The following is a 15,513-nucleotide window of genomic DNA, read 5'->3' on the forward strand; positions in this document are numbered from 1 at the left end:
GCATAGTCTTATGTCTGGGAGTCATGAATCGGCAGTGAACCGCCATAAGCCAATGCAGTGCAATCGACGCGGGGATGGGGTACGCTGCGGGCTGACCCGTCCTTCGTCCGCCATGAAACATCTATTTAATACCGTTGGCTGCATCGCCGTCGTGCTGGCCCTGTTCGGCGTCTTCCTGCCGCTGTTGCCGACAACGCCGTTCCTGCTGCTGGCCTCGGCCTGCTTCGTGCGCGGCTCGCCGCGCCTGCACAACTGGCTGCGCACGAACCGGCTGTTCGGCGGCTACCTGCGCGACTATGAGGACGGCCGCGGCATCCCGCTGCGGGCGAAAGTCGTTGTGCTGCTGCTGATGTGGGGGTCGCTGGGATGGTCCATGACGCGGGTGCCGGGGGTGGCGCTGGTCGCGATGCTGGCGGCGATCGGGGTTGGCGTGACAATCTACCTGGTGCGGTTCGTGCCGACGATGCGCAGGTAACGAAAAGCCGCCGCGCCAATGCGATAATGCCGGCCGTTCGTCAACTCATTCATGACCCGCACCGTGTTCAGGCTATCCCGATCCGCTGCGACGACGGCAAGCGCTTTTCCGTGTATTGCGGCGAGCAATGCGAAGATGGTTCGACCTCAGCGCCGAAACCGACAGGGAAGAATTAAAGCCGGCCTACCTGGGCAAGCGCGTCGTGGTCGCGGTCCGCCCCGAACGCAATGGCGAGCGCCTGCCCGGTGCCGACGCGGCGGACGTGATGATATCCGTGAAATCGATCAGGTTCGTGAAGCAGGTGACGTCGTTACTTGAATTGCCCGCCATCCTCGTCGCCCGGCAGCAACTCGGGGCTGCCATCGACACTGTCGTCCACCTGGCGGCCGCCGGGCACTGCGGCGGCAGCGTCGATCACCGCAGGTGTGCGAGCCGCCGACGCGTACAGTACCGGGGCGGAGAAGATCAGCGCGAGCAAGGTGGCGGCAAAGGCAAGGATCGGGGACATGGCGTGACCTGTTGGATGGCGTAGCTGTCATATGGGGTGCCACGTCGGCTTTGCAATGGCCGGCGCCGTGCACTTCGCCGCGGGGAATTGGCGTATATTTCTCCTCACGAGAAACAGCCAGCAAGGGAGTCGTCATGAAACCGCGTATTCGCCGCGCCGCCCTGGCGGCCGCACTGCTGCTCCCGGCCATCGGTGCCTTCGCCGGTGCGAAGGTCACTTATGTCCAGCCCGAAAAAATGACGGATGTGCCCCGCTTTCCGTCCGACCGCGAGTCGATGGAAATCACGTTCCGCGAGCACCTCGAGAAACTGTCGGAACGCCTGCCGGCGGGCCAGCAGCTGGTCGTGGAATTCCTCGATATCGACCTGGCAGGCGACGTCTTCCCGCGTGTGCCGGTGCAGGATATCCGCGTCCTGAAAGGCCGCGCCGACTGGCCGCGCATGCACCTGCGCTATCGTATCGAACAGGACGGCGCGGTGCTGCGCAGCGGCGAACGCGAACTGGCCGACCCGAATTATCTGATGCATTCGAGCCGCCACAACGGCGAGCTTTACCAGCACGAGAAGATCATGCTGGACGACTGGTTCCGCAAAGAGGTTCTGGCGGAACGTCGATAACCGGGAACGTTACGCCGGCCTGCCTCATCGTTCCGCACAGCGGAACCATTTCCCCTTCAAACGACGTGCTTTTGCAACGCCCGCCCCGCTATCGCCTCAGTTAGTCAATTGTCGTTGACGCCACCGCGCGTCCTTCCCTACAGTTTCATTATTCGCACAAGAGTTTCGCACAGAGAAACCGCGACGAGTGGCGTCCGCCACGCCGACAATAAAACTGGAGACCGCACCATGAAAAAAATCATCGCAAGCCTGCCCGTACTGTATGCCTGCATCGCCACGGCCGCCGCGCAGTCGGGTGTCACCTTGTACGGCATCGTCGATGCCGGCGTCACGCACGTCGACAGCGCCGGCCCGGTGGGCGGGCGCAGCACGATCGAGGCCGGGCAAATGCAGGTGTCACGCTTCGGCATCAAGGGCGTCGAGGACCTGGGCAACGGACTGAAAGCCCGCTTCGGCCTGGAGGGGACGCTGTTCAACGACACCGGCGTGGCCGGCGTGGCGACAGGAACGCCGTCGGCCAACAGCCTGTTCGACCGCGAAGCGACCGTCGGCCTGGCCGGTCCGTTCGGTTCGATCGACATGGGCCGCCAGAACATCCTGGGCGTGCAATCGGTCGGCCTGGCGGACCCGATGGGACTGGCGTTCGCAGCCACCAGCCCGAACGTGCTGTTCGCGGCGATGAATCACGCCGGCGTCTACGGCCCATACGGTGCCAACAACGGCGGCACCGCGCTGCGGCAAAACAACTCGGTGCGCTACGTCTCGCCATTGTTCCGCGGCGCCGGCTTCGCCCTGATGCACGGCTTCGGCGAGCAGGCCGGCGACGCGGAAAAGAGCACTTACCAGGGCGCGTCGGCATTCTTCAACCGGGGATCGTTCGGCATCGCCGGCGCCTATGCGCGCATGAAGAACGCGGCCAATACGGACGTGCTGACGTCGCACGCCTACGGCATCAAGTACACGGCGGGAACGGTCGCGCTGAAGTCCACGTGGGCGCAGAACACGCTGGCCAGCACGGGCCGCAAGATCCGTGTGTTCGGCGTCGGCGTCGACGTGCCCGTCAGCCCGGCGCTGTCGCTGAACGGCGCCTTCTACGACACGCGGCGCTCCGGCGACCTGCGCGACCGGTCGCGCCAGTACGTCTTCATCGCCCGCCACGCCCTCAGCAAGCGCAGCACCGCCTACCTGTCGCTGGCCCGCGCGACGACGGACACCGTCGTCACCGCCACGCAGATCAACCTGGCGCAGGGCTTTGTCGCCATCGGCAGCGATGCCGCCAACCGCGTCACGGTCGGCCTGATGCACCTGTATTGAATGGCGCCGGCCCGGGTCACCGCGCAGCGGTGGCCTGGGCTTCCTGCAACGTGCGCCACAGGATCTTGCCCGTGGCCGATTTCGGCAGCGCCGCGCAGAACTCGACGATGCGCGGGCTCTTGTAGGTGGCCATATTGGCGTGCGCCCAGTCGACGATTTCCTGTTCGCTGACGGTGCCGGCGTAGCCCTCCTTCAGCGCGACGACGGCCTTGACGGTCTCGCCGCGGCGCTCGTCGCGGCTGGCAACCACGCATACTTCGCGGATCGCCGGGTGCCGGTACATCAGCGCTTCCACCTCGGCCGGCCAGACCTTGTAACCGCACGCGTTGATCATCCGCTTCAGCCGGTCGACCATGAAGAAATAACCGTCGTCGTCCACCCTGCCCAGGTCGCCCGTGCGCAGGAAGCGCTGGCCGTCGATCTGCACGAACGCCTCGGCGCTGGCGTCCGGATTGTTCCAGTAGCCCTGCATGACCTGCGGGCCGTGCACGACGATCTCGCCTACCTCGCCCGGCGCCAGTTCGGCCAGCGTCACGGGATCGACGACGCGGGCGTCGACGTCGAAGATGGGGATGCCCAGGCACTGCTTCTTGGGCCGCTCGCCCGGATTGATGTGCGTGGGCGCGATGGTCTCGGACATGCCGTAGCCTTCGACATAGTCGATGCCCAGCAGGTCGTGCATCTTCTGCGCGATCGCATCGGGCATCGCGGCCCCGCCCCCGCTCATGCGCCGCACGCTGGACAGGTCGTACTCGCCTAGTCGGGGACTGGACAGCAGGTCCACCACCATCGTTGAAATCAGCTGCAGCGCATTGACGCGGTGGCGGCGGATGCAATCGGCCGCCGTATCGCGGTCCCAGCGCGCCAGCAGCACCATCGTGCCACCGATGAAGACCAGGCCGTTCATGCCGCCTTGCATGCCCGTGACGTGGAACAGCGGCAGCACCGACAGCCCCACCGTGTCCTGCTGCGTACCGAACCACTGCATGCCCGCAACCGCCGTCACCATGACGCTGCGATGCGTGTGCATGCAGCCTTTCGGGTAGCCGGTGGTGCCCGACGTGTAGGGCATGACGCACAGGTCGTCCGGCCCCGCAACGAGGGGCGGCGGTTCGCCGCCGGCTGCCAGCATGTCACGCCACATGACGACGCCGGCGCCCGCGATGTCCCGGCGCGGCGCGGCGACGAATTCCGGCACCGCCAGGTCGGTCGGCTGGCGCAGGTAATCCGAATAGGCGGCCACCAGCACGTGGCGCAGACCCAGTGGCTGCACCTGCGCGTACAGGTCCTGCGGCACGAAAACCGTCTGCGCGCCCGTGTCTTGCGCATAGTGGCGTAGTTCCTCCGTCAGGTTCATCGGGTTGACGGGAACGACGACGGCATTCGCACGCAGGATGGCGTAGTAGGCCAGCACGAACTGCGGGCTGTTCTGCATGTACAGCAGCACGCGGTCGCCCCGCGCCACGCCGCATTGCCCGCACAGGAAGCCGGCGATGCGCTCGACCTCCCGCCAGCATTCGGCATAGCTGATCGGCGTGTCGTAGAAGACGATGCAGGGTTTGTCGGGATAGCGCCGGGCCGACACCTCCAGGTTGTAGCACAGGTTCGTCTCGGGCACGGTGAGGTGGCGTGGCAGGCCCTTGGGCCAGTGGTCGAAATGGCGCTGGTTCATTTATCTCCTGCCTTTATTTCGCTGTACGAAACTGCGTTTTGGTTTGATTCAGTGTAGCAGCGGCTAAATGTGATGTAAACTGGGCTGGACATCGACGTCGGGAAGCAGCACTTCGGGAGGCTTATGGCGGCAGGCGAAGAAAACAGAACGGTGCCCGCGCGCTTCGAGCGCCTGAAACGGGGCGGCCCGTACATCGCCGGGCTGGGGGAGCTGTATGTGCTGCACGAGGGCGGCCGGATCGTCATCGCCATGCACGTGGCGCAGCGCCACACGAACATGCGCGGCATCGCGCACGGCGGCATGCTGGCAAGCCTGGCCGATACGGCGCTCGGCATCGGCCTGACCCTGGCGTGCGAGGCGCGCCATTCGTTCGTCACCGTCAGCCTCACTACCGATTTTCTCGATGCGGCGCGTCCCGGCGACTGGGTCGAGGCGCACGTGCGCATCGACCGGATCGGCGGGCGCGTGGCGTTCGCGGCCTGCGACCTGCGCACGGGCGAGAAGGCGCTGCTGCGCGCCAGCGGCGTGTTTGCCGTGATGGCGCCGTTGACGCCGGAGCAGCTGGCCGCGGGCTACTGAGGCGTCAGGACTCCAGGCGCCGCGCGATCCCGATCAGGCGCGGGCGCACCTCGTCGAGCAGGAATTCCTTCGACACGCTGGAGGACGGCCCGCCACAGTTCATCGACATCAGCTGGCTGCCGCCGATGGGCATGAAGCCCACAGCGATGCCGTTGACGTCCTTCTGCCAGTCGCCGAACGACGTGGCACAGCCATACCGTTCGCAGTCGGCGACACCGCGGGCCAGACCCTGGCGCATCGCCGTGTGCGCCGTCTCGTCCAGTTCCAGCGAACGGCCGAAGATGTCGTTGCGTTCCTGTTCGCCCGCACGCGCCAGGTAAGCCCGGCCGATGGCCGACACGGCCAGCGGCAGCCGCGAGCCCACCTGCAGCGCCAGCGCCAGCGCCGCCGTGCTGCGGCACACCTCCACGTAGATCATCGACAGGCGGTCGCGCATCGCGATCGAGACGGTGGTGCCGGAAAACTCGGCCAGCTCCTGCATCATTGGCCGCGCCAGCTGGCGGATATCGAGCCGCGCCAGCATGGCGCTGCCCAGGCCCAGGGTTGCCGTACCGAGCAGATAGCGGCCGCCTGCCTCCTGGGTCAGGTAGCCCAGCTTCGTGAGCGTGTAGGTAAAGCGCGTCACCGTCGATTTCGGCAGGCCGCAGCGCTCGGCGATCTGCTGGTTCGTCAGGCCCTTGTCGGCCGAGCGGAAGCACGACAGCACTTCCAGGCCGCGTGCCAGCGCGGTGATGTAGTAACGGTCTTCGGGACCGCGCGCGCCGTCGGCATCTGGTTCACCGGCAAGGCTCTCGTCTGCTGCATTCATGGGGACTCCTGGGGTATTCGGTAGCGCGTCTTTGCAGTGCCGGCCGGCCGTGGCACACTGGATGCGGGCGTTGTCGCCACGCCGCCCCGCGGTCCGGTTCCCGAACAAATCGTTGCCGGTCCTGCAAAAGTATCGTATTCTTTTTTCATTCCATTTTACACCCAGCCGTTTCGCAGGACAAAACGCATTTCCGAGTATTCCTTACACCGGGGAGTCAGCAGCATGCCGGAAGCACCATATCGAACGACTGTATCGAGGGACCGACCGCACGGCGCACCTGGCGCTGCCTGCCATCCGTGCCGAACGAGCGGGACACGCGACGTCGCCAGCGACGTATCCCCGGTCCGCAACGCCCAGGGAGTCATCATGCCCGACTAAGCCCGCCTCTTGCCAGCATCCAGACACGTACGACCCACTACAATAACGGAGACAGTTTTGGAGCTTTTTCTGCAGCAGGTCCTCAATGGACTGACGCTGGGAGGCGTATACAGCCTCGTGGCGCTCGGCCTCACGCTGGTGTACGGCATCCTGCACGTGCCCAACTTCGCACATGGCGCGTTCTACATGGCGGGCGCGTACTCGGCCTTCTTCCTCATCAACAAGCTGGGCCTGAATTACTGGTGGGGCATGCTGGGTGCCGCCGTCACCGTGGCGCTGATCTCCGTGCTGTCCGAACGCCTGGTGTTTCATCCGCTGCGCAAGGCGCCCTACCTGCATCACATGATCGCCTCGATCGGTATCCTGCTGTTCCTGGAGGCGGGCGCGCAGGCGCTGTGGGGCGCGGACTTCCACCGCATGGAGACGCCGTACACGCAGCTGCTGACATTGGGCTCGCTGACATTGCCGGCCCAGCGCCTCCTCATCATCGGCGCGGCATTCACGCTGGTCGTGCTGCTGCAGCTGTTCCTGACCAGGACCATCACCGGCGCCACCATCGTTGCGATGGCGCAGAACCGCGAAGGCGCCGCGCTGGTGGGCATCGACGCCACCCGTGTCGCGATGCTCACTTTCGCCATCGCCGGCGCACTGGCCGGCATGGCCGCCGTGCTGTACGCGCCCATCAATCTGGTCTACACGTCGATGGGCCATCTCGTCATCACCAAGGCCTTCGTCATCATCGTGCTGGGCGGGATGGGCAGCGTGCCCGGCGCCATCGCCGGTGGGCTGATCATCGGCTTTGCCGAGGCGTTCGGCGCGTTCTACATTTCGACCGACTACAAGGACATCATTGCCTTCGCGCTGCTGGTGCTGATCCTGTCGGTGCGGCCGCAAGGCCTGTTCGCGCGGGGAGCCCACTGATGAAGCGACTTACCTCCACCGTCGGCTGGACGTTCCTGCTGCTGCTGGCCCTGGCCTTTCCCTTCATGGCGGGCAACGACTACCACCTGACCGTGATGTCGACGGCCTATATCTACGCCATCGCCACCGTGGGCCTGAACCTGATCACGGGCTACACGGGCCAGTTCAACCTGGCACACAGCGGCTTCATGGCCGTCGGCGCCTACACGGTCGGCATCCTGACCGTGGACTATGGCATGTCGTTCTGGCTTGCCTTCGCGTTGTCCGGCTTCGTCGCCGCCGCCATCGGCGTCTTCGTCGGCCTCGTGTCGCTGCGTCTGAAAACGCACTTCTTCTCGATCTTCACGCTGTGCGTGGGCTACATCATGTTCCTGCTGATCGAGAAATGGGAAAGCCTGACGCACGGCACCGTCGGTATTGTCGGCATTCCCGCGCCCGAGCCCATCGGGCCGCTGGATTTCTCCGAGCCGCGCGCGCAGTATTACCTGGTCCTGTGCTTTCTCGTGGCCAGCCTTTGGATCATGCACCGGATCGTCCGCTCCCTGCTGGGCCGCACCTTCATGGCGATCAGGAACAGCGACGAGCTGGCGCAGGCGCTGGGCATCCACCTGATGCGCAACAAGCTGCTGTCGTTCGTGCTCTCCGTATTCTTCGCCGGCCTGGCGGGCGGCCTGTACGCGGGCTACGTGCGCTTCCTTGGTCCCGGCATCGCCGGCGTCGAGCACACGTTCGACATGACGATGTACATGCTGGTGGGCGGCATCGGCACCCTGCTCGGCCCCCTGCTGGGCGCGATCGGCGTGCCGTGGCTGACGCAGTACCTGCAGGTGCTGCAGGAGTACCGCTTCGTCGTCTTCGGCCCCGTGCTGGTGCTGCTGGTGATCTTCCTGCCGTACGGGATCGTCGGCACCTGGATGAACCGCCAGCGCAGGAAGGCCGCTGCCGCACGGACGCCCGCGCCTCCGGCAATCGCTCCCTCGAAGGAGGTGCACCATGCTTGAGATTACGTCCCTCACGAAGCGCTTCGGCGGCCTGACCGCCGTCAACGACGTCAGCGCCAGCTTCGCGCGCGGCACGATCAACGCGATCATCGGTCCGAACGGCGCCGGCAAGACCACGTTCTTCAACCTGGTCAGTGGTGCGATCCGGCCCACGTCCGGCCGCGTCCTGTTCGATGGCCGGGACGTGACGGGCATACGGGCCGACCAGGCGGCGCGGCTGGGCATGGCGCGCACGTTCCAGACGACCGCGCTGTTCGACACGGCCACGGTGCTGGACAACCTGATCGTCGGCCACCGGCTGCGCACCCGCTCGACACTGGTGGACGTGATCCTTGGCACGAAGCGGCTGCGCGACGAGGAGCGCATCTGCCGCGAGAAGGCGCGCGCCGCGCTGGACTTCGTCGGCCTGGCGCACATCGAATCGCGCCTCGCCGGCGACATCTCGCAGGAAGAGCGCAAGCGGGTGGCGTTCGCGCTGGCGTTGTCCACCGATCCCGCCTTGCTGCTGCTGGACGAGCCGGCCGGCGGTGTCAATCCCGAGGAAACCGATGGCCTGGCGCGACTGATCCGCAAGATGGCGAAAAGCGGCCTGACGGTGTGCCTGATCGAACACAAGATGGACATGATCATGAACCTGGCCGACCGCATCCTGGTGCTGAACTATGGCGAAAAGATCGCCGAAGGCACGCCGGCCGAGATCCGCGCCAACCCGGCCGTCATCGAAGCCTACCTGGGGAGCGAACATGCTTAGACTCGATGGCGTATCGCTGTCCTACGGCAGCTTCCGCGCGCTGCACAACGTCAGCATCCATGCGGACGAAGGGGAACTGGTCGTGCTGCTGGGATCGAACGGCGCCGGCAAGAGCTCGATCTTCCTCACCATGAGCGGCTTGCAGCGGGCGGCATCCGGCAGCATCCGTTTCGGCGGGCACGAACTGGTGGGGCGCAAGCCGTCGCAGATCGTGGCGGACGGCCTGGTGCACTGCCCCGAGGGCCGCAAGCTGTTCCCCGGCATGTCGGTGCTGAAGAACCTGACCCTGGGTGCTTACGTGCACCGGCGCGACAGCGGCGGCGTGGCGCGCAGCCTGGACGAGGTGTTCGGCCTGTTCCCGATCCTGCACGAAAAGAAGGACGCGCCGGCCGGCTCGCTCAGCGGCGGCCAGCAGCAGATGGTCGCCATCGGCCGCGCGCTGATGGGACGCCCGAAGGCCCTGCTGCTGGACGAGCCGTCGCTCGGCCTCGCGCCGCTCGTCGTCCGCCAGATGTTCGACATCATCGCCCGCATCAACCGGGCCGGCACCACCGTGCTGCTGGCCGAGCAGAATGCGTACGCGGCACTGAACATCGCCAGCCGCGCCTATGTGATCGAGCAGGGCCGCATCGTCATGGAGGGCGGCCGCGAAGAGCTGCTCAATAACGCGCAGGTGCGCAAGGCGTACATTGGCGCCTGACTGCGCGGCGCGGAACCATTACAACAAGGAGGAGACACCCATGAAACCACAGATCCGCATCACCGTGCTTGCCGCCGCACTGGCCCTGGCCGGCGTCGCCCACGCCCAGGAAGTCCTCAAGATCGGCTTTTCCGGTCCCCTGAGCGGCGGCGCTGCGCTATACGGCAAGAACGTCCTCAGTGGCATGCAGATGGCCGCCGCCGAAATCAACGCGAAACCGCTGGAGATCGGCGGCAAGCGCTACAAGCTGGAGATCGTCGCCCTCGACGACAAGTACAACCCCAGCGAGACGGGCATCAATGTGCAGCGCCTCGTGCAGCAGCACAAGACGGCCGCCGTGCTGGTGCCGCACTCCGGCGGCATCTTTGCCGTGCAGGCGTTCAATGAAAAGTCGAAGGTGCTGCTGCTGGCCTATACCAGTCTGCCGCAGGCGACGGAACGGGGCAACACGCTGACGGTACGCATCCCGCCGGACTTCACCGGCTACATCGCCCCGTTTACGAAAGCGATGATGACGCTGCACGGCAAGAACGTCGCGCTGGCCGCGGCCGACCATGACTACGCCAAGGCGTGGGCCGCCGCCTTCAAGCCGGCATGGGAGGCGGCCGGCGGCAAGGTCGTCGCCGAGAACCCCATGTCGTACAACAAGGCCACCGATTTCTACAGCGGCGTCAGTCGCGTGCTCCAGTCGAAGCCGGACGTGCTGTTCATCGGCGGCGCCTCCGAGCCGACGGCGCTGGTGGCGAAGCAGGCGCGCGAACTGGGCTTCAAGGGCGGCTTCATCATCATCGACCAGGCCAAGATCGACGAGATGGCAAAGGTCGTGGGCGGCCTGGGAGCGTTGGAAGGCTCGGTCGGCGTGATGCCGGTAACCGGCGACGACCGCCCCGAGCCGGCCGCTTTCACGGCGCGCTACCGCAAGCTCAACCCGGGCAAGGACCCCAGCAGCGAAATCAGCCTGAATTACTCGGCCGTCCACGCGACGGTCGCGGCAATGAAGCTGGCGGGTACCGTCACCGACGCCGTCGCGATCCGGGCGAAGATGGACCAGGCCTTCAGGACGCTGCCGCCGGCTCTCAACCCGAACGACATCGAAGGCCTGGACAGCAAGGGCGGCACGGTGGCCAACACGATCATCGGCGTTGTCGAGAAAGGCAAGATCAAGGGGCAGTTCCTGCGCGCGCTGAACGCCGGGAAGTAAAACGGGGCCTCGGGGACAGTTGCCTGTCTCCGAGGTCAACGCATCGGCCTTATCCCAGCGCGATATACCGCTGCAAATGGTGATCGCCATCCCCCAGCTGATGGTCGATCATGACGAGCCGCTTGGCATAGTGGGACAACGGCAGTTCCCACGTCATGCCGATCCCGCCATGCAGCTGGATGCATTCCTCCGCCACCAGCGTTCCCACCCGCCCGATCGTCATCTTGGCGGCAGACAGCGCCCGCTCGCGTGGCACCCGGTCGCCCTCCAGCGCGGCGGCGGCATTGATGACGCTCGAGCGGGCCTGTTCGATTTCCAGCAGCAGATCGACCATCCGGTGCTGCAGCGCCTGGAAGCTGCCGATCGGCACGTCGAACTGGCGGCGCGTGCGCAGGTACTCCAGCGTGGCCGCCCTGGCCTCCTCCATCGCGCCCAGCGCCTCGGCGCACAGGGCCAGCACGCCCCGTCCGACGGCCCGTTCCAGCGTATCGTACCCATGTCCCGCTTCGCCCAGCACGGCCTGCGCGTCCAGCCGCACGCCGTCGAACGTCACGTACGCGACGCGGCCGCCGTCCATCGTCGGCGTGCCCTGCACGGTCACCCCGGCGGCATCCGCCGGTACGATAAACAGCGAGATGCCGTGTTCGTCGTCCACGGCCCCGGCGGTACGGGCCGACACGATGAACAGCTGGGCATGGTCGCCATGCGCCACCACGGACTTTGCGCCTTCGAGTACCCAGCTGCCACCGTCGGTACGCGCCGTCGTCCTTACCCGGGCCAGCTCGTAATGCGAGTCCGGCTCGTCGTGCGCCAGCGTGACGATGGTGCCGCCTTCGACAATCGACCGCAATATCTCCTTCTGCGCATTGCTGCCGGCCAGCGCGATCGCCTCGCCGGCCAGCACCGCGCTGGCAAGGAAGGGTTCCAGCACCAGGCCGCGCCCCAGCGACTCGAACACGACGGCGATATCGTGACCGCCGCCGCCAAATCCGCCATCATCCTCGCGCAGCAGCGCGCCGATCGCCCCCAGTTCGGCGAACCTGCGCCACATCGTGGACGAATAGCCCTGCGCTGACGCCGCGATACGGTTGCGCGTCTCGAAACCGTATTCGGCGGCAATGAAGCGATCCAGGCTGTCGGCCAGCATGCGCCGTTCTTCCGTGTGCTCGAAGTTCATGTGGGTCTCCTTACAGGCCGAGGATCGCCTTGGCGACGATGTTTTTCTGGATCTCGTTGGAGCCGCCGAAGATCGACAGCTTGCGATTGTTGAAATACTGCGCCGCCGCGGCATGCGCGAAGTCCGGTCCCACACAAGCCATCTCCTCGTCGCCGTCGAGCGCCGCGGCCACGAACGGGCGGGCATGGATGCCCATCGCGCGGCGCGTCAGCGCCAGGATCTCCTGGCGGATCTGCGTGCCGCGGATCTTCAGCATCGAGCTTTCCGGTCCCGGCGCACCGCCGCCCGCGACGGCCGCGATGACGCGCAGGTTGGTCGTCTTCATGTTCTCCAGGTCGATCTCGACGCGCGCCAGCCGCGCCGCAAACAGCGAATCCTCGGCCAGCGGCCGGCCGTTGCGGGTACGCTGCGCCGCGACGCGCTTGAGGCGTTCCAGCGCGGCCACCGACAGGCCGACACCGGCGATATTGGTGCGCTCGTACGTGAGCAGATATTTGGCGCAATCCCAGCCGCGGTTCTCTTCGCCGACGAGGTTCGCGGCAGGCACGCGCACGTCCGTGAAGAACACCTCGTTGACTTCATAGCCGCCATCGAGCGTGATGATGGGCCGCACCTCGACACCGGGCGACGTCATGTCGACCAGCAGGAAGCTGATCCCCTGCTGCTTCTTCGCTTCCCGGTCCGTGCGCACCAGGCAGAAGATCATGTTGGCGTACTGGCCCAGCGTGGTCCATGTCTTCTGCCCGTTGACGATGTAGTGTTCGCCGTCCCCGTCTACCCCGCGCACGGCGGTGGTGCGCACGGCCGCCAGGTCGGAGCCCGCACCCGGTTCGGAATAGCCCTGGCACCACCAGTCGGAGCCGTCCAGGATGCGCGGCAGCCAGTAGCGCCGCTGCGCGTCGGTGCCGTAACGGATCAGCACGGGGCCCAGCATGTTGACGCCGAACGGCACGATGCGGGGCGCATTCGCCAGCGCGCACTCGTTCTCGAAGATGAAATTCTGGACCGCTGTCCATCCGGTGCCGCCGAACGCCACCGGCCAGTGGCCGGCCAGCCAGCCGCGCGCGTGCAGGATCGCGTGCCACTGCTCCATGTCGGCCTTGGCCAGGTGCCTGCCCTGCGCGACCTTGTGGGCCAGGCGGGCCGGCAGGCGCTCGGCCAGAAAACTGCGTACTTCGTCGCGGAAGTCCTGTTCCGCCGGGTTGAAGTTCAGGTCCATCGGGGCTCCAGTTTCGCTGTGCGGTTTATCGTTTCGCGTATTGATTCCAGCAGCACGATACCGCGATTTGCGTTGTCATGTAAACCACCCGCTACAATGAAGCGTCACCGCTACCGGAGCCGCTCTTGAACTGGGACTATCCACAACCGCACATTTACCGCGTCACGCCGCAGGGCGACGATATCGACGGCCTGGATCACACGAACAACGCCGTCTATGTACGCTGGTGCGAGCAGGCCGGCTGGTCGCATTCGGAAGCGCTGGGGCTCGACCTTGCCGCCTATCGCCGCCTGGACCGGGCCATGGCGATCGGCCGTGCCGAATACGACTACGTGCTGCCCACCGGGCTGGGCGAGGAACTGCTGCTGGGGACGTGGCTGTGCGGCACGGATGGCCGGCTGACGATGGAGCGGCGCTTCCAGCTGGTCCGCGCGCGCGATGGGGCGACCGTCATGCGCGGGCGCTGGCATCTCGTCTGCATCGAGATCGGCAGCGGCAAGCCGCGGCGCATGCCGCCGGAGTTTTGCGATGCCTACCTGCCGGTCGTCGTGAGCGCCGCCAATGATTCATGAGTTAAGCTCATAAGCCCATGCAACCCTGTAGGTTAGCAACCGCCAAGCGGGCGCATACAGGCGTCAGGATCTTTCTCGCAGCCTGAATGCGCCGCGTGGGCCTCTATTGATGAACGTGACTCATAAGCCCATGCAATTTCGCGCCCGTTTTACGCGCTCATTTGCCGCTACCATGCTGTCCTTGCAAAACTTCCGCTTCAACTCCAAAGGATATCCATGACCGTTAAAGCCTATGGCGCCCACGCCGCCGACAAGCCGCTCGAATCGCTCGACATCACCCGCCGCGCACCCGGACCGCACGACGTCCAGATCGACATCGCCTTTTGCGGCGTATGCCACTCCGACCTGCACACCGTGCGCGCCGAATGGGCCGGTACGCTGTTCCCGTGCGTGCCGGGCCACGAGATCGTCGGCCGCGTCGCTTCCGTCGGCGCCCACGTCACGGATTTCAAGGCTGGCGACCTGGTTGGCGTCGGCTGCATGGTCGACAGCTGCCAGCACTGCGCCGATTGCGACGACGGCCTGGAAAACTACTGCGACGGCATGGTCGGCACGTACAACGGCGCCACCGCCGACGCACCCGGGCACACGCTGGGCGGCTACTCGGAACAGATCGTCGTCCACGAACGCTTCGTGCTGCGCGTGAGCCATTCCGCCGACCAGCTGGCTGCCGTCGCGCCGCTGCTGTGCGCCGGCATCACGACCTGGTCGCCGCTGCGGCACTGGAACGCGGGCCCCGGCAAGCGTGTCGGCATCGTCGGCATCGGCGGTCTTGGCCACATGGGCATCAAGCTGGCCCGCGCCATGGGGGCGCACGTGGTGGCGTTCACGACGTCCGAATCGAAGCGCGCCGACGCGCTGGCGCTGGGCGCGCATGAAGTGATCGTCTCGCGTGACGCCGAGGCGATGGCGTCGCAGACGAAAAGCCTGGACCTGATCGTCAACACGGTGGCCGCGCCGCACGACCTGGACGCGTTCCTCAACCTGCTCAAGCGCGACGCCACGATGGTGCTGGTCGGCGCGCCCGCCACGCCGCACCCTTCGCCGCAGGTGTTCAACCTGATCACCAAGCGCCGCGCGATTGCCGGCTCGATGATCGGCGGCATTCCGGAAACCCAGGAGATGCTGGACTTCTGCGCCGAGCACAATATCGTGGCGGACATCGAGATGATCCGCGCCGACGAGATCAACGCGGCCTACGAGCGCATGTTGAAGGGCGACGTCAAGTACCGCTTCGTCATCGACAACGCCACGCTGGCAGCCTGACTCGTGCTGGTCTGCCGGTGCGTTCGCATCGGTGACCAGTCTTGCCATTTCGTCGCTGCGGGCAGCCTGGATCGGAAGGTGCTGCTGGCGGCATTGACGCTGCCGATGATCGTCTCCGGTACCATCCACCCGTCGGCTGGTGGACGTGGGTAGCGCGCACCTTGCCGCATGATGCGGAAGCGGGCGGCGGCCTGCTGGTCGCCATCACCCAGCTGGCGACCGCTTCCGGCGCGACAGTGGGTGGTTTGGCGTTCGATGGGTTGGGCTACCAGTCAACCTTTGGCGCAGCCGCCTTCACCACGCTGCCGGCGGCAGGCCACGCGAAATGAGCCGCGGCGGTAGAATCGTCGTTTC

Annotated in this window: 16 protein-coding genes and 1 pseudogene; 12 read left to right on the forward strand and 5 right to left on the reverse strand. The window is 66.0% G+C overall.

Features of this window, described 5'->3' with window-relative positions; translation table 11 throughout:
• The first annotated feature begins 112 nt into the window (after window positions 1-112).
• On the forward strand, window positions 113-475 hold the full coding sequence (locus E1742_RS11395) for a YbaN family protein (RefSeq protein WP_134384981.1): 363 nt from the start codon (window positions 113-115) through the stop codon (window positions 473-475).
• A gap of 310 nt (window positions 476-785) precedes the next feature.
• On the opposite strand, the gene E1742_RS11400 is transcribed toward E1742_RS11395, so the two are convergent.
• Window positions 786-983: a hypothetical protein gene (locus tag E1742_RS11400; RefSeq protein WP_134384982.1), complete on the reverse strand. Its 198-nt coding sequence runs from the start codon at window positions 981-983 to the stop codon at window positions 786-788.
• Between the two features lie 134 nt (window positions 984-1,117).
• On the opposite strand from E1742_RS11400, the gene E1742_RS11405 reads away from it, so the two are divergent.
• Both E1742_RS11405 and E1742_RS11410 read left to right on the forward strand, forming a co-directional pair.
• Window positions 1,118-1,600 carry a DUF3016 domain-containing protein gene (locus tag E1742_RS11405; RefSeq protein WP_134384983.1) on the forward strand — a complete coding sequence of 161 codons (483 nt, stop codon included), beginning with the start codon at window positions 1,118-1,120 and terminating at the stop codon, window positions 1,598-1,600.
• 228 nt (window positions 1,601-1,828) lie between these two features.
• Window positions 1,829-2,914 (forward strand): porin, encoded by a 1,086-nt coding sequence (locus tag E1742_RS11410; RefSeq protein ID WP_134384984.1) that lies wholly within the window; start codon window positions 1,829-1,831, stop codon window positions 2,912-2,914.
• 16 nt (window positions 2,915-2,930) lie between these two features.
• On the opposite strand, the gene E1742_RS11415 is transcribed toward E1742_RS11410, so the two are convergent.
• Window positions 2,931-4,586, reverse strand: coding sequence for a long-chain fatty acid--CoA ligase (locus tag E1742_RS11415; RefSeq protein WP_134384985.1), 1,656 nt, complete (start codon window positions 4,584-4,586; stop codon window positions 2,931-2,933).
• 123 nt (window positions 4,587-4,709) lie between these two features.
• On the opposite strand from E1742_RS11415, the gene E1742_RS11420 reads away from it, so the two are divergent.
• A complete protein-coding gene (locus E1742_RS11420) occupies window positions 4,710-5,165 on the forward strand; it encodes a PaaI family thioesterase (protein ID WP_134384986.1) in 456 nt (151 codons plus the stop codon).
• Between the two features lie 4 nt (window positions 5,166-5,169).
• Here the strand turns inward: E1742_RS11420 and E1742_RS11425 are convergent, their stop codons facing one another.
• Complete coding sequence (locus E1742_RS11425; protein ID WP_134384987.1) at window positions 5,170-5,973, reverse strand: IclR family transcriptional regulator; 804 nt, start codon at window positions 5,971-5,973, stop codon at window positions 5,170-5,172.
• Between the two features lie 435 nt (window positions 5,974-6,408).
• Here E1742_RS11425 and E1742_RS11430 point away from each other — a divergent pair, with 435 nt between their 5' ends.
• From E1742_RS11430 to E1742_RS11450, 5 genes are read left to right on the forward strand one after another with little or no spacing between them, the layout of a single operon-like run.
• Window positions 6,409-7,272 carry a branched-chain amino acid ABC transporter permease gene (locus tag E1742_RS11430; RefSeq protein WP_134384988.1) on the forward strand — a complete coding sequence of 288 codons (864 nt, stop codon included), beginning with the start codon at window positions 6,409-6,411 and terminating at the stop codon, window positions 7,270-7,272.
• Window positions 7,272-8,273 carry a branched-chain amino acid ABC transporter permease gene (locus tag E1742_RS11435; protein ID WP_134384989.1) on the forward strand — a complete coding sequence of 334 codons (1,002 nt, stop codon included), beginning with the start codon at window positions 7,272-7,274 and terminating at the stop codon, window positions 8,271-8,273. The genes E1742_RS11430 and E1742_RS11435 overlap by 1 nt, the downstream gene beginning before the upstream one ends.
• Window positions 8,266-9,024 carry an ABC transporter ATP-binding protein gene (locus tag E1742_RS11440; RefSeq protein WP_134384990.1) on the forward strand — a complete coding sequence of 253 codons (759 nt, stop codon included), beginning with the start codon at window positions 8,266-8,268 and terminating at the stop codon, window positions 9,022-9,024. Before E1742_RS11435 ends, E1742_RS11440 begins: the two co-directional genes overlap by 8 nt.
• Window positions 9,017-9,724: an ABC transporter ATP-binding protein gene (locus tag E1742_RS11445; RefSeq protein WP_134384991.1), complete on the forward strand. Its 708-nt coding sequence runs from the start codon at window positions 9,017-9,019 to the stop codon at window positions 9,722-9,724. Before E1742_RS11440 ends, E1742_RS11445 begins: the two co-directional genes overlap by 8 nt.
• A 40-nt stretch (window positions 9,725-9,764) precedes the next feature.
• Complete coding sequence (locus E1742_RS11450) at window positions 9,765-10,925, forward strand: ABC transporter substrate-binding protein (RefSeq protein WP_134384992.1); 1,161 nt, start codon at window positions 9,765-9,767, stop codon at window positions 10,923-10,925.
• A 49-nt stretch (window positions 10,926-10,974) separates the two neighbouring features.
• Here the strand turns inward: E1742_RS11450 and E1742_RS11455 are convergent, their stop codons facing one another.
• Both E1742_RS11455 and E1742_RS11460 read right to left on the reverse strand, forming a co-directional pair.
• The gene (locus tag E1742_RS11455; RefSeq protein ID WP_134384993.1) at window positions 10,975-12,102 is read right to left on the reverse strand and encodes an acyl-CoA dehydrogenase family protein; all 1,128 of its coding nucleotides are present in this window, start codon (window positions 12,100-12,102) and stop codon (window positions 10,975-10,977) included.
• 10 nt (window positions 12,103-12,112) lie between these two features.
• A complete protein-coding gene (locus tag E1742_RS11460) occupies window positions 12,113-13,321 on the reverse strand; it encodes an acyl-CoA dehydrogenase family protein (RefSeq protein WP_134384994.1) in 1,209 nt (402 codons plus the stop codon).
• A gap of 125 nt (window positions 13,322-13,446) precedes the next feature.
• Between E1742_RS11460 and E1742_RS11465 the strand changes: the two genes are divergently transcribed.
• The 3 genes and pseudogenes from E1742_RS11465 to E1742_RS11475 all read left to right on the forward strand — a co-directional run.
• Complete coding sequence (locus tag E1742_RS11465; RefSeq protein ID WP_134384995.1) at window positions 13,447-13,893, forward strand: acyl-CoA thioesterase; 447 nt, start codon at window positions 13,447-13,449, stop codon at window positions 13,891-13,893.
• A 216-nt stretch (window positions 13,894-14,109) separates the two neighbouring features.
• Window positions 14,110-15,159 (forward strand): NAD(P)-dependent alcohol dehydrogenase, encoded by a 1,050-nt coding sequence (locus tag E1742_RS11470; protein ID WP_134384996.1) that lies wholly within the window; start codon window positions 14,110-14,112, stop codon window positions 15,157-15,159.
• A 128-nt stretch (window positions 15,160-15,287) separates the two neighbouring features.
• Window positions 15,288-15,488 (forward strand): annotated as a pseudogene (locus tag E1742_RS11475) (MFS transporter); the annotation flags it as partial.
• Between the last annotated feature and the right edge of the window lie 25 nt (window positions 15,489-15,513).

This window comes from Pseudoduganella plicata, assembly GCF_004421005.1.
GTDB classification, from domain to species: Bacteria; Pseudomonadota; Gammaproteobacteria; order Burkholderiales; family Burkholderiaceae_D; genus Rugamonas; species Rugamonas plicata.

Coding starts and splice junctions, on each gene's coding strand:
- E1742_RS11395 (WP_134384981.1), top strand. CDS start 113: ATGAAACATCTATTTAATACCGTTGGCTGCATCGCCGTCGTGCTGGCC.
- E1742_RS11400 (WP_134384982.1), bottom strand. CDS start 983: ATGTCCCCGATCCTTGCCTTTGCCGCCACCTTGCTCGCGCTGATCTTC.
- E1742_RS11405 (WP_134384983.1), top strand. CDS start 1,118: ATGAAACCGCGTATTCGCCGCGCCGCCCTGGCGGCCGCACTGCTGCTC.
- E1742_RS11410 (WP_134384984.1), top strand. CDS start 1,829: ATGAAAAAAATCATCGCAAGCCTGCCCGTACTGTATGCCTGCATCGCC.
- E1742_RS11415 (WP_134384985.1), bottom strand. CDS start 4,586: ATGAACCAGCGCCATTTCGACCACTGGCCCAAGGGCCTGCCACGCCAC.
- E1742_RS11420 (WP_134384986.1), top strand. CDS start 4,710: ATGGCGGCAGGCGAAGAAAACAGAACGGTGCCCGCGCGCTTCGAGCGC.
- E1742_RS11425 (WP_134384987.1), bottom strand. CDS start 5,973: ATGAATGCAGCAGACGAGAGCCTTGCCGGTGAACCAGATGCCGACGGC.
- E1742_RS11435 (WP_134384989.1), top strand. CDS start 7,272: ATGAAGCGACTTACCTCCACCGTCGGCTGGACGTTCCTGCTGCTGCTG.
- E1742_RS11440 (WP_134384990.1), top strand. CDS start 8,266: ATGCTTGAGATTACGTCCCTCACGAAGCGCTTCGGCGGCCTGACCGCC.
- E1742_RS11445 (WP_134384991.1), top strand. CDS start 9,017: ATGCTTAGACTCGATGGCGTATCGCTGTCCTACGGCAGCTTCCGCGCG.
- E1742_RS11450 (WP_134384992.1), top strand. CDS start 9,765: ATGAAACCACAGATCCGCATCACCGTGCTTGCCGCCGCACTGGCCCTG.
- E1742_RS11455 (WP_134384993.1), bottom strand. CDS start 12,102: ATGAACTTCGAGCACACGGAAGAACGGCGCATGCTGGCCGACAGCCTG.
- E1742_RS11460 (WP_134384994.1), bottom strand. CDS start 13,321: ATGGACCTGAACTTCAACCCGGCGGAACAGGACTTCCGCGACGAAGTA.
- E1742_RS11470 (WP_134384996.1), top strand. CDS start 14,110: ATGACCGTTAAAGCCTATGGCGCCCACGCCGCCGACAAGCCGCTCGAA.